Origin of the sequence: Pelistega sp. MC2 (genome assembly GCF_900099475.1) — a bacterium.
Lineage (GTDB): Bacteria > Pseudomonadota > Gammaproteobacteria > Burkholderiales > Burkholderiaceae_B > Taylorella > Taylorella indica.
In genome coordinates this window covers 167075-180768 of record NZ_LT628276.1, presented here as the reverse complement: position 1 = coordinate 180768, position 13694 = coordinate 167075, and the positions used below count along the sequence as shown (strand labels likewise).

The window sequence follows — 13694 nt, the reverse complement described above, 5'->3', positions numbered from 1 at the left end:
CTAATTAACTGTTTCTTTCCTGTAAATGTTTAGCCAAAAATTGTCCTGTTAGACTATTTTTGGCTTTGCAAATATCCTGTGGTGTACCCGTAGCGATAATCTGACCACCATTTTGTCCCCCTTCGGGACCTAAATCAATAATCCAATCAGCGGTTTTAATGACATCTAAATTATGCTCAATGATGACTACTGAGTTACCTGCATCAACTAATTTATTAATCACTGTTAGTAGTAATTGAATATCGGCAAAGTGTAGACCAGTCGTTGGTTCATCTAAGATATAAAGTGTTTTTCCCGTACTCCGTTTAGAGAGTTCTAATGATAGTTTAATTCGTTGTGCTTCACCGCCAGATAGGGTGGTAGCACTTTGACCCAAGCGGATATAACCAAGCCCTACATCCACTAAGGTTTGTAATTTTCTAGCAATGCTAGGAACTGCTGAAAAATAATCCAAGGCATTTGTCACGGTCATATCAAGTACATCACTAATTGTATGCCCACGATAATGAATATCTAGGGTTTCACGGTTGTAACGTTTGCCCTCACACGCATCACATGGTACATAAACATCGGGTAGGAAATGCATTTCTACTTTGAGTACCCCATCACCTTGACAGACTTCACAACGCCCACCTTTAACATTAAAAGAAAAACGTCCTGCATCATAGCCCCTTGCTCTAGCTTCAGGCGTACCAGCAAATAATTCACGAATAGGCGTAAATAAGCCTGTATAGGTAGCAGGGTTGCTGCGAGGGGTTCGACCAATAGGACTTTGATCCACATTAATAATTTTGTCGAGAAACTCTACGCCATGAATACTTTCATAGGGTGCCGGCTCTGCATGGGCTCTATTAAGGTCACGCATTAAGATAGCCGCTAAGGTTTCATTAATCAAAGTTGATTTACCAGAGCCAGAAACGCCAGTGATGCAGACTAATTTACCTAGAGGAATATCAAGGGTTACGTTTTTGAGGTTATTGCCTGTGCAACCAACTAATTTAAGCCAAGAGGTTTCTTCGGTAATTGGGCGAGCATTCTCTGCAGTAATTTTTTTGCGACCACTTAGATAGTCGCCTGTTAATGAGAGAGGATTTTGTTTTAATGATTCAGCCTCTCCTTCAGCTACTACTTCGCCGCCTCGTTCACCTGCTCCAGGCCCCATATCAATGACCCAGTCTGCTGCACGAATCATATCTTCGTCATGCTCAACCACAATCACACTATTACCTAAATCGCGTAAATGTTTAAGAGTATAGATAAGGCGATCGTTATCTCGTTGATGTAGACCAATAGAGGGCTCATCTAAAACATACATCACCCCAGTTAATCCAGATCCAATTTGAGAAGCAAGACGAATGCGTTGAGCTTCTCCTCCAGAAATGGTATCGGCACTGCGATCTAAAGATAAATAAGCTAATCCAACATCATTAAGAAAATGTAGACGTGACTGAATTTCTTTAATAATGCGTTCGGCAATTTCTTGTTTAGCACCAGTGAGTTGTAATTGCTTAAACCAAGCTAAGCTCTCAGCAAGGGAGAGAGCTTCTAATTCATAAATCGCTAAACCCTGACGTTTATCACCCTCACGTTTATCTTGTCCAATAAGTACGTGGCGGGCCTCTTCTCTTAACCGAGAGCCATGACAAGTAGGGCAAGGGACGGTGGAGCGTAATTTATTGAGTTCCTCTTTGATATGGGTAGACTCTGTTTCTTTCCAACGTCTTTCTAAATTAGGGATGATGCCCTCAAAGGGGTGACGTTTAATATTCGTTCTGCCCTTGTCATTAAGATAGAGGAAATCAATTTCTTCTTCACCCGAACCATATAACAAAATATGTTGTATGGCTGGGTCAAGAACATTAAATGGTGTTGAGGTATCAAAGCCATAATGTAGTGCTAGACTATTGATAAGTGTCATTGTGAAATTATTACGAGCATCCCAGCCTTGGATAGCACCACTGGCAAGACTTAACTCAGGAAAGGCAACAATCCGCTGAGGATCGAAAAGTTGAGTTTGCCCTAAACCATCGCATGCGGGACAAGCGCCTAGTGGACTATTAAAACTAAATAATCGAGGTTCAAGTTCAGTTAAACTATAAGCACAAATAGGGCAAGCGTACTGAGTGGAAAAGGCTTTTTCTTCTGTCGTATCCATGTTTAATAAGATGACCCGACCATTACTCAGTTTCAGTGCTGTTTCAATACTATCGGCTAGTCGCTGTTGATTGTCTGCTTTGACTTTAAGTCTATCAATGATGACATCAATATCATGTTTATCATTTTTTTGTAGGGCAGGAGCACTATCTAACTCGTAAGTTTCACCATCAATTCGTACACGAATAAAACCTTGCGCTTGGAATTGTAAAAATTTCTCTTCAAAACTACCTTTTTGTCCACGAGCCACTGGAGATAAAATACTGATACGAGTATTTTCGGGAAGGGCCAGAATATTATCAACGATTTGTGACACATTTTGTGCTTGTAATGGCTCACCGTGAATAGGGCAGTGTGGTGTACCTACACGGGCATATAATAGGCGTAAATAATCATGAATTTCTGTAATTGTGCCTACGGTGGAGCGTGGATTATGTCCAGCCGTTTTTTGTTCTATGGCAATGGCGGGTGATAAACCCTCAATTAAATCAACATCAGGCTTATCCATTAATTGCAGGAATTGACGGGCATAAGCAGATAAACTTTCGACGTAACGTCGTTGACCTTCAGCATAAAGGGTATCAAAAGCTAATGATGATTTTCCGGATCCTGATAGACCTGTAATAACCACAAGTTTGTGACGTGGTAAGTCCACAGAAATATTTTTTAAATTATGGGTGCGAGCACCTCTGATGCGAATTACTTCTTGCAGAGAAAGAGAGGTGTCATTGCTTGATGATTTCATAAATTATGCTACGCTGACTGTTACCAGCAGAAAATATTTAAATAACCTATTACTATAACTTAGCTTGTAACTTAGGTAAAATACAATTTTGTTTCCTATGCATTTTGTTGAATCAATACATACATGGTAAATCCCAATCTGCTGTTAAAGAAAATATTATGAACGCTTCTGAAAAAATCAAAAAAAATCGTATTTCACTCACTACCCAAGAGAAAAAAGTAAGTGCTAATTTAGCCTTACTTTTTGCCGTTAGAATGCTAGGTCTTTTTTTGCTGACGCCTGTATTTGCTGATGCTGCCAAGCAATTGGCAGGAGGAGATAACCTGGCTTTGGTTGGATTTGCGATTGGTGCATATGGGCTAACACAGGCTATTATGCAGATTCCTTTTGGGATGTTGTCGGATAAATTTGGACGGCGTCCAATTATTGTCGTTGGGATGGCCTTATTTATTATTGGTGGGATAGTATGTGCATTGTCCGATTCAGTTACTGGTGTGTTGATTGGTCGTGCCATTCAAGGCTTTGGTGCCGTATCAGCGGCAATTACCGCATGGATTGCCGATTCTACTCGCCCAGAAGTAAGAACCAGAGCGATGTCTATGGTAGGTGCCTCTATTGGCTTATCTTTTGCAGTTTCTCTAGTCTTATCTCCTTTGCTAGTGGAATGGGTTGGTCTAAGTGGTCTATTTTGGGTAATTAGTTTATTGGGCTTTGTGTGTTTACTGTTGGCCACGCTATTAGTACCTGTTGTGCCTATGCATGATCAGGCGATCGCTAGTGTGAGCGTTAAGGAAGTCTTAAAAAATGATAGTTTATTGAGATTAAATTTTGGTGTGTTTTGTCTGCATTTTTCTTTAATGGCACTGTTTGTTGTATTACCGTCATTATTCATTCATTTAGGTGGTATTACCATAGGAGAGCTATGGAAAGTATATTTGCCTGTTATTGTGGTGGCGTTAATCGTGATGATTCCTGCCGTATTTTTTATTGAAACACGTCATTATCATAAAAAAGCATTAGAAATTTGTGTAGCCGTATTAGCAGGCTTATTGTTACTATGGTCTGTTATGAGCTTATCGTTTTGGGCATCTGTTGCCGCTTTATTAGTATTCTTTGTTGTATTTAATGTGTTAGAAGCACTACAACCGTCTATGGTTTCACGTGTAACACCGCCACAACACAAAGGATTGGCACTAGGTTTATACAATATGTTCCAAGCTTTTGGAGTGGCTGCTGGTGGTGCAGTAGGGGGATTACTGGCTCAACATGCTTCTATCTACGTGGTATTTATCTTGGCAGCACTACTTGCAGCGACATGGTTTTTAGTAGCCAAACATATGCAAGCCTTACCTAAAGCGAATTAAGTTGGGAGTGATAGGAGAATAGGGCAATAGGTGAGTTTTTCGCTAGGATAAATTACTCATCCTACTAGGCAATGTATCAAAATTAGATAACAATAAGCTATTGTTTCAGATTGTCGGTAAAAATCCTTTGCTTGTGGTTTCGGTGTGCAGGGTTGCGTCATTGAGTAAACATTCTTGGTGGTTGCGAATTAAGTGAAAGCCTGCACGTTAAAATTAATAAAAGAGTTAAGAGTGGTCTGGAACAATAAAATAGATATTGTTTAAAAAGGAGATAATAAATGGCATCAGTCAATAAAGTAATTTTAGTGGGGAATTTAGGTAGAGATCCTGAGGTGCGTTATAACCCTAATGGATTTAGTGTAGCCAATTTTAGCATTGCTACTACAAATACATGGACCGACAAGCAAAGTGGTCAGCGTCGTGAAGAAACGGAATGGCATCGTATCGTTGCCTTTGGCCCATTAACTGATGTTATTGAGAAGTATCTTAAAAAAGGTAGTCCTGTTTATGTGGAAGGACGCTTAAAAACACGTAAGTGGCAAGATAAAAGTGGCAAGGATCAGTATACGACTGAGATCGTGGTTGAGGATTTGCAATTATTAGGCAAGCAAACTATTGATGAGGAAGATGATGATCCTCCTATAGATGACATCAACGATGATGATAATCCTTTTTAGTGAATGAGAAGAGTGTAATTTTTCATTAATTAAATAGCTCATCCTAGCGTCATGAGGCAGTTAGAAATATTCTCTCCGTCGTGGCGTAGAAGAGCTTTCAATGCCATTGTTGCATCACTTTATCCTTTACGCTAGGAATAAGAATAGCTAATGGCCATTACTGAGGGGTTAAGTGCCTTTTTGATGGGAGTAATCCCTAAAAAAGGCTTTTTTATGCAGTTAAGAAGGTAGATTGTTATAATGATTCACATTGTTATACGATTGAAAGATCGTTTTAGTATCAATAGGAATAAGATTAATGGCTTCAGTAAATAAAGTAATTTTAGTGGGTAATTTGGGTGCTGATCCTACCTTACGTAGTATGCCTGACGGAGGGCAAGTGGCTAACATTAGCGTGGCGACTACATCTACTTGGAATGATAGAAATACAGGAGAGCGCCGCGAAGAAACTGAGTGGCATAGAGTCGTGTTTTTCAGTCGTTTAGCAGAAATTGTTGGTCAATATTTGCGTAAAGGTAGTGGTATCTATGTAGAGGGTCGCTTAAGAACACGTAAGTATATCGATCAAAATAATGTAGAGCGTTATACCACAGAGATTATTGCAGATAATATGCAAATGTTGGGTAAAGCGGGTGTGGACACAACACCTCCTGGCCCAGTGGGGACTGGTCCTACTGGTGGTGGCTATAGTACGCCTATATCTAACAGAGCCCAGACTACGACGACGAGTACGTTTACTAATGATTTTGATCAGCAAGGCACACCACCGAGAAAGAGTAATGCTACTCAGCAAAGACCTCAATCCCCAGCCGTATCACCTAGTGATGCAGGGGTAGGTAATTTGGATGATGATATTCCATTCTAAGGCTTGTGAGACTGTAGAATAGCTTTTCATGGTTCGTTCTTGACTGACTCAGATAGTCAGTCAGAGATTAATAGAATGGCATTTACGGGTATGTCAATCAAGATAGTAACGACGACTGATTTCTTGTTTTGTAGAGGAATCAGTCTTTCTTTTTATGGTAACTGTAAGCGTTTGGTAGTGATCCCTAGCAAAAAACTATCGCGAGTACACTAACATCTTAGAACTCTAAGATGTTAGTGTAAATAGCATCTTGATAGAGAAAAGTACTTCTTTAGTAGTGCCTATAACTATTGTTGAGCAATAGAGCCAAATTTCCCTTGTCGCACATCTTGGAATGCTTGGACAATTTCTTGTTGAGTATTCATCACAAAAGGACCATAACCGACAACAGGCTCGTTAAGTGGCTCTCCACTTAGCAATAAAAATTTACTTGCTGTATGGTGGCTAGCTACTTTAATTTGAGAGCCTCCTGGTGCGAAGTTGGCAAGTTCTGTCGCATGAACAGAGGTTTCATCATTAATCACGATCTCACCATCTAGCACTAATAGAATCAAATTGTGCGAATCGGGTAACTCAAAAATAGACTGGCTATCCTGATTAAGTGTGATATCCCACATATTAATCGGGGTAAAGGTGGATGCTGTACCTTTAGTACCTTCAAAATCACCAGCAATAATACGAGCTTGACCAGCGTTATTTTCAAATGTCACAACGGGAATCTGTTGAGTACTGATGGCTTGGTATTTAGGCTGAGTCATTTTATCTTTGGCAGGTAGATTGACCCATAATTGCACCATGGAAAATAGCCCACCTTGCTTTGAGAAATTGTCAGAATGATACTCTTGATGCATAAGCCCACTACCTGCCGTCATCCACTGTACATCTCCCTCAAGAATAGTACCTCCGCCACCAAAAGAGTCTTTATGAGTGACTTCGCCGTTATAGGCAATAGTGACTGTTTCAAAACCTCGATGGGGATGCTCACCAACACCATGATACTGTCGGCTTAGGTTTGGCTCAAAATGACGTGGAGGGGCATAGTCCAATAATAAAAAAGGGCTAAGTAGTTTAGCGTCATCATTATAGCTAAACATAGTGTGTACATGAAAACCATCACCTACCCAGTGTTTTGGGGGGGCTTTATAAATATGAGCAAGTTTTTTCATCTTTGTACCTTTGCTATAGGATAGCGTTAAAACGAGATGTAATTATTATATTTTTAGATTATTAGGAAATAAATATAGAAATATTAAAAATATTGTTTCCTTATATGAAAAGAAAATGTTTGGGTTGTTGATAAAGTAACGCTTTCGGCATGCAGGTTTTGACAGTGAAGCTTTATTTATTGTTTTTTTAGATAGTTAAACGTAGAAAAACCTGCACGTCAAAATTAACATAAAGTTAGATAAACATAAAAGCCCCTAGAAAATCCTAGAGGCCTTATAAGCAATTACAGCTAATTAGTGATTAGTGTGATGCTAAGTAAGCTTCCAACTCTTCACTACCACCAATGTATTTCCCACCGATAAATACTTGTGGTGCTGTTGTTTTACCTGTAATAGCACGTACAGAAACGATGCTTGCATCTTTACCCAATACGATTTCTTCAAAAGATAAGCCTTTTTCTTTTAAAGCGGCTTTTGCTTTAGCGCAAAATGGGCAACCTGGTTTTGTGAACACAGCGATAGATTCTTGTGGTTTCCAGTTAGCATTCACATATTTCAACATAGTGTCAGCATCAGACACTTCAAACGGATCGCCTTCTTTCTCCGGTTCGATGAACATTTTTTCTACTTTGCCATCATTGACAAGCATAGAGTAGCGCCAAGAGCGTTTACCAAAGCCAAGATTATCTTTATTAACAAGCATACCCATACCTTCAGTAAACTCGCCATTACCGTCAGGAATCATTTTGATATTGTCAGATTCCTCAGCGGCTGCCCAAGCATTCATCACGAATGTATCATTTACAGAAACACATAAAACATCATCAATACCATTAGCTTTAAAGGCAGGTACTAACTCGTTATAGCGAGGTAGGTGGCTTGATGAGCAAGTTGGAGTAAATGCGCCGGGTAATGAGAATACAACGACTTTTTTACCTTTAAATAACTCATCTGTCGTAACGTCTTTCCATGTATCGCCAACGCGAGTACGGAATGTGCAGCTAGGGACTTGTTGTCCAGTATGATCAACTAAAGCCATTTTTTTCTCCTATTTATGTCTGGAATGTTATTGATATACGATAAATATTCATAGGATTAATGATGAATACTCATTCGTTTAACTATAAAACTTGTTTAATCACCTAAATAGTTGTTCTTACAACACTTAAGAGATAGTAATGATAATGAGGTAATCCTTAATGTATTATATCCCTTTATGAATGACCAAATCTTTACAATCAGAATGAGTCAATACGATGTGTTACTAATTGTGCTGATGGGTATTCCCATTTTAGCCACAATCTTACCGTTTATTCGCCATGACCACTGGGTTTTCAGGGTATTTGATTTTCCTCGTTTGCAAATTGCTATTCTGAGTTTACTGTGTTTCATCTTGAATTTAATTTTTATTCAAGATGATAAAACAGGGGTATTTCTAGTAGTTGAGTGCATCAACTTAGTTTGTTTTGTTTATCAATTAAAAGAAATCTCTGCCTATACATTCATGGTAAAGTCTGAAGTGTTAGCGTATAAGGATAAACCAACTAATCGGACTATTTCATTGCTAATCAGTAATGTGCTTACGTCTAATCGTCGTAGTGATTTGCTACTTGCTCAGATTAATAAATGGCAGCCAGATATTGTATTGACCTTGGAAAGCGATAAGTGGTGGGAAATTGCCTTAGAACCATTAGAAAAAGTGTACCCCAATAGTATCAAAATTCCGTTAGACAATTTGTATGGTATGCATTTGTATAGTCGTTTACCTTTGAGACATACTGAAGTTCGTCACTGGGTGGAGGAGGATATTCCCTCAATAGTAACTCAGGTGCAGTTACGGTCAGGTGAGTGGATAGATATATATTGTTTGCATCCTCAGCCTCCTAGCCCGACAGAAGCGGATACCTCAACCGCTAGGGATGCTGAGTTATTATTAGTTGGTAGAGAAATTGCGAAAAAACAAAGACCATCATTAGTCTTTGGTGATTTGAATGATGTGGCATGGTCACGCACCACTCGTTTATTTCAGCGAATTAGTGGTTTGTTAGACCCACGTATAGGAAGAGGCTTATATAGTACATTCAACGCTAATTATAGATTTTTACGCTGGCCATTAGATCATATCTTCCATAGCAATGATTTTATGGTTATAGATATAAAGGTTTTGCCCTTTGTAGGATCAGATCATTTTCCTATTTATGGTCGTTTCCAATATGCTCCTAGTGTGGGAACTATTCAAGAATTAGAAGAAGCCACACCAGAAGACAATAAAGAGGCTAGTCACAAAATTGCTGAGGCAGAACCAATTAAAGAGGTGATAGATACAGATAATTAGCTAACTCTTACTTTCTTTCATAAGCATTAAAAAAATAGTGACGAGATAAGCTATTAACGTTTAACCAATTAACCAGAATGTCCATAGCATTTGTTAAGGATATTAGGCTTTATTTTCACTTGGCATAGGGCGAATAGTTAGGATTTGCTCACTACGACCGAATGGCCCATGAATATCATGTAGGACTGAACTTGTTAAACCAACTCCATCACTACCGTATTGCTGAATGGTTTCCAGACCAAGCCAAGCTCCTTGAGGTAAACGGTGCATATGTACTTGCAAATCTAAATTTGGGAATGCCCATTTAAACTCACCCTCTTGACGAGGAACAATACCATTAGCGGTGTCAACAAGTCCAATAATATGTGCGAGGTCAGTGGTGGATTCGCCTTCCACCATTTCTACGCCTGTATTTACCCAGACAATCCCTTTTCCTGGTCTATGATTAGGACCGATGCGGACATCAATAGATTGGATATAGCCACCACTCCAACGGAGCATACCATTCCATGCAGGAAGTAAATCAGGGGTGCTAACATGATCATCTTCTAAACCATGAACACTGGAGGTGTCATGTATCATCATACGCCACGCACGTGCCACAATACATATTTTCCCTTGAGATTTCATGGTTGATTCAATTAATTCAATTGTTTTACCGGGGCGAATAGTACGTGTTTCAATCGTAAAGCGATCAAAGGAGATTAAGCCGAAGATATCAAAACTAATTCGACCAATGCGTAAATGCTCATTGGGATTAAATGCTTCGAGTTCTCGAGTGATAATACCACTTGCGGGTGCCATATGTTGCTCATGAGGATTCCATGCCCCTTGAGCATGGATATTTGGTTCATAAGTGGCAATAACTGTTTTGCCGTCCTCACTTTGTTCGCGCAGAATACAACGATAAAAAGCAGGCATTAACGTCTCCTTGTAAGAATAATAGCTATTACTTTACGTAAACGTCAATTAAATTGCAAGCAAATTATTTTTGTTTGATTTTATCTTTCCATTCACCATACCCTTCTTTATCTAAATCAGCATAAGGGATAAAGCGTAAACTGGCACCATTAATACAATAACGTAAACCACCACGATCAGCCGGACCGTCAGGGAATACATGTCCAAGATGAGAGTCTGCGGCTTGGCTGCGTACTTCAATTCTGTACATATTATGGCTAAAATCTTTGTGCTCTGTGACAACTGTTTTTTCAATAGGTTGAGTAAAGCTTGGCCATCCACAATGTGAGTTAAATTTGTCATCAGAGCTAAAAAGAGGTTGTCCACTCACAATATCAACATATAAGCCGGGGGCAAATAATTCATCATATTCGTGGCTGAATGCGTATTCAGTTCCACTTTCTTGAGTGACACGATATTGTTCTGGTGTTAAACGTTGACGTAACTCTGACTGCGATGGTTTTTTGTACTCTTTCATATTAAAGCCTTTTGGTGAGGGGGTACTTAATGGCTCATCTGCCTTATTTAAATCAATATGACAATAACCATTTGGATTTTTTAATAAATAGTCTTGGTGATATTCTTCAGCAGGATAAAAATTGGCTAAAGGTTTATTTTCAACTACTATTGGTTTTTTATATTTTGTCTGTTCTTTCTTAATTGCTTCAGCGATTAAAGGCTGATAGTCCGCTTTGGTATAGTAAATACCAGTTCGATACTGTGTTCCCTTATCGTTGCCTTGTTGATTTAAGCTAGTAGGATCAATGACCCTAAAATAATACTCTAAAATATCAGCAAAGCTAAGCTTATCAATATCATACGTTACTTTGACTGTTTCAGCATGACCGGTATGGCGATAAACTACATCTTCATAACTAGGGTTTTGAGTATTGCCATTTGCATAACCTGACACGGCATCAATAACACCTGGAATGCGTTGAAAATATCCTTCTAGTCCCCAAAAGCAACCACCTGCTAGATAAATCGTTTCAGTACGGATAGGTTTTTTGTGTTCACTATTGGTATCGGCTTTGTAGAAAGTAGTCGATGCTTTTTGGATAGGAGCGTCTGGGTTTTTAATTACGCCAAGTAATTGTTCTTTGGATAGTGTGCCTTTTACTACTTTTACGAGTTGCCCATTACTGTCTAATAAGACCCATGAAGGGTAGACACGAATATTGAGTGATTTTGCAATTGTTTGTTCGGTATCGATAAGGATTGGTAGCTTTTTATAGGGTAATGAAAGAGCCCATTGCGAAAAATCAGCCGCTTTTTTTTCACCCAAATAACCGGGAGATGCAAGGGTAACCATATTCATCATGGCAAAATCCTTATCTTGTACCCATTGCTCAGTTTGTTCTAATTCGCCAAGGCATAATGGACACCAGCTTGCCCAGAACTTTACAACGGTAGGTTTATTATTCTTGATATAAAAATTAGCTTTTTGATTATTAATATCTTTTAAAGCATTAAAATTAATAGTCTGTGCAAATAATGTGGAGCTATATAGCGCCATAATACCTAAAATAATTGTCCGTAGAAAATATAGAAAAGGCATATATGTTCTCCAAAGGTCTTTTTAGCTATTTTACGGGGAATTAGTCTGTGATGGAATTAAAAATATCAGTGTTATAGATTGAAATACTGATAAGTAATAAAGGAATATCAATGCCTATGTTAGATGAAGTAAGAAAAGTCCCCGAGTCTATGCAATCAGAGTTAACAATGTCTGTGTTGATGACGCCTGATACGGCAAACTTTTCAGGGAATGTACATGGGGGTACAATTTTAAAATTATTAGATCAAGTGGCGTATGCGTGTGCGAGCCGTTTTTCAGGGGGTTATGTGGTGACATTATCTGTCGATCAAGTGACCTTTAAAGAGCCTATTTATGTAGGTGAGTTGGTAGAATTTTTGGCAACTGTCAATTATGTTGGACGAACCTCTATGGAAGTGGGGATTCGAGTAGAAGCGCAAAATATTCAAAAAAGAACAGTGCGTCATACCAATAGCTGTTATTTCACCATGGTAGCTGTGGATGAAAACGGTAAACCACGTAGCGTACCACCATTGGTATTAGACACACCTTTAAAACAATGTCGTTTTCAAGCGGGAGAGCGTCGTAAACAATTACGTCTTACTTATCAACAACAAGCACCCTCTTGTAGCTAATTTTAAAGGTTAAAAATTTTAAGGTTAAAATAATGGCAACATTAACTCAGCGGCATCTCAAACAAAATGGCTTATTCTTACTGCTACTGATCTTGGGCATGACAGGTCCTTTATCAATAGATATGTATTTGGCGGCCTTTCCGTTAATTTTACAGGACTTGAATACAACTCCCCATATGTTAAGTTTTACCCTTATTGGGTTCTCATTATTTATGGCGATAGGGATGTTGTTTATTGGTACATTAAGCGATAGATATGGTCGTCGAACGGTATTATTGGCTAGTTTGGGATGTTATATTTTAGGGTCATTGGGATGTGTATTTACACCGTCAATAGAGTTTTTTATATTGTCTCGGGTGGTACAGGCATTTGGAGCTGGTGGCATGATTTCTATCCCTATGGCGATTGTGAAAGACAGCTTTCATGATCAAGAACGCACAAAAATTATCGCTACCTTACAGATGTTTACTGTGCTAGGACCAACTATTGCTCCTATTTTAGGCGCAGTATTGATTAAGTTTTTCCCTTGGCAGGCAAGTTTTGTGGTCTTAGCATTGATTGCTATCGGTAGTGTGATAATGACATTATTATTCGAAGAAACTCTTTCAGCGGATAAGCGATTACAGGGGGGCGTTTTAAAGACCTTATTATCTCTTGGCGAAGTATTAAAGCATAAAGGTTTTATGAGCTTTTTATGTTCAACAGCGATGACGTCAATTACGTTCATGGCGTATTTATCTATCAGTTCATATATTTATATCAAATGGTTTGGTTTGAGTGAAACGTCTTTTAGTCTTTATTTTGCCGCTAATTCATTACTGCTCATCTTTGGTCCTAAAGTCTATCTCGCTTTGAAACCAAGACTACGTCCTTCAGTTATTTTAAGAGGTACGTTGACGTTAATTTTTGTGGCGGCTATATTGACAGCTACTATAGGCAAAACACACCCTATATTATTTTTGATTTGTTTTGCGCCAATCGCTATGAGTAATAGTTTTTTACGCTCTTTTGCGACCGATATATTACTTGGTCAGCCACATATGAATGCAGGTGCATCTGCGTCTGTTATTAGTTTTACGAATGTGGCGTTTGGTTCGCTAGGAATGTTTATTGCCAGTAGTAGTGGAACAGATTATGTACAAAATCTTGGTTTAATAGGTATCTGCGTGAGTGTGATTAGTTTTGCTTTTGTCAGTTATTACACTTATAGAAAACTAAATTTGGCTGGTTATCATTAGATGATAATCTCTTCGTAT

At 38.7% G+C, this 13694-nt stretch carries 10 protein-coding genes and 1 pseudogene; 6 read left to right on the top strand and 5 right to left on the bottom strand.

Going from position 1 to position 13694, the window contains the following annotated elements:
• Nucleotides 1-4: 4 nt before the first annotated feature.
• Nucleotides 5-2899, bottom strand: a complete 2895-nt coding sequence (gene uvrA / locus BQ4443_RS11170) for an excinuclease ABC subunit UvrA (protein ID WP_071059141.1) — start codon at nucleotides 2897-2899, stop codon at nucleotides 5-7.
• 158 nt (nucleotides 2900-3057) lie between these two features.
• Here uvrA and BQ4443_RS11165 point away from each other — a divergent pair, with 158 nt between their 5' ends.
• From BQ4443_RS11165 to ssb (BQ4443_RS11155), 3 genes and pseudogenes are all read left to right on the top strand, one after another.
• On the top strand, nucleotides 3058-4263 hold the full coding sequence (locus tag BQ4443_RS11165) for an MFS transporter (RefSeq protein ID WP_071059139.1): 1206 nt from the start codon (nucleotides 3058-3060) through the stop codon (nucleotides 4261-4263).
• A 278-nt stretch (nucleotides 4264-4541) separates the two neighbouring features.
• A pseudogene (gene ssb, locus BQ4443_RS11160) lies at nucleotides 4542-4892 on the top strand (single-stranded DNA-binding protein); the annotation flags it as partial.
• A gap of 346 nt (nucleotides 4893-5238) precedes the next feature.
• Entirely contained in the window at nucleotides 5239-5805 is a 567-nt protein-coding gene (gene ssb / locus BQ4443_RS11155; RefSeq protein ID WP_071059137.1) for a single-stranded DNA-binding protein, read from the top strand.
• Nucleotides 5806-6092: 287 nt separating this feature from the next.
• Here ssb (BQ4443_RS11155) and BQ4443_RS11150 read toward each other — a convergent pair whose 3' ends face one another.
• Nucleotides 6093-6971 (bottom strand): pirin family protein, encoded by an 879-nt coding sequence (locus BQ4443_RS11150; RefSeq protein ID WP_071059134.1) that lies wholly within the window; start codon nucleotides 6969-6971, stop codon nucleotides 6093-6095.
• 301 nt (nucleotides 6972-7272) lie between these two features.
• A complete protein-coding gene (locus tag BQ4443_RS11145; protein WP_071059132.1) occupies nucleotides 7273-8010 on the bottom strand; it encodes a glutathione peroxidase in 738 nt (245 codons plus the stop codon).
• A gap of 177 nt (nucleotides 8011-8187) precedes the next feature.
• On the opposite strand from BQ4443_RS11145, the gene BQ4443_RS11140 reads away from it, so the two are divergent.
• Nucleotides 8188-9306: an endonuclease/exonuclease/phosphatase family protein gene (locus tag BQ4443_RS11140; RefSeq protein ID WP_218118051.1), complete on the top strand. Its 1119-nt coding sequence runs from the start codon at nucleotides 8188-8190 to the stop codon at nucleotides 9304-9306.
• Nucleotides 9307-9408: 102 nt separating this feature from the next.
• Here BQ4443_RS11140 and BQ4443_RS11135 read toward each other — a convergent pair whose 3' ends face one another.
• Entirely contained in the window at nucleotides 9409-10227 is an 819-nt protein-coding gene (locus tag BQ4443_RS11135) for a thioesterase family protein (RefSeq protein ID WP_023951303.1), read from the bottom strand.
• A 64-nt stretch (nucleotides 10228-10291) separates the two neighbouring features.
• Nucleotides 10292-11824 (bottom strand): bifunctional peptide-methionine (S)-S-oxide reductase MsrA/peptide-methionine (R)-S-oxide reductase MsrB, encoded by a 1533-nt coding sequence (msrAB, locus tag BQ4443_RS11130; RefSeq protein ID WP_071059131.1) that lies wholly within the window; start codon nucleotides 11822-11824, stop codon nucleotides 10292-10294.
• Between the two features lie 110 nt (nucleotides 11825-11934).
• On the opposite strand from msrAB, the gene BQ4443_RS11125 reads away from it, so the two are divergent.
• Nucleotides 11935-12438: an acyl-CoA thioesterase gene (locus BQ4443_RS11125; RefSeq protein WP_031274630.1), complete on the top strand. Its 504-nt coding sequence runs from the start codon at nucleotides 11935-11937 to the stop codon at nucleotides 12436-12438.
• Nucleotides 12439-12470: 32 nt separating this feature from the next.
• Complete coding sequence (locus tag BQ4443_RS11120) at nucleotides 12471-13676, top strand: Bcr/CflA family efflux MFS transporter (protein ID WP_071059129.1); 1206 nt, start codon at nucleotides 12471-12473, stop codon at nucleotides 13674-13676.
• Nucleotides 13677-13694: the final 18 nt, after the last annotated feature.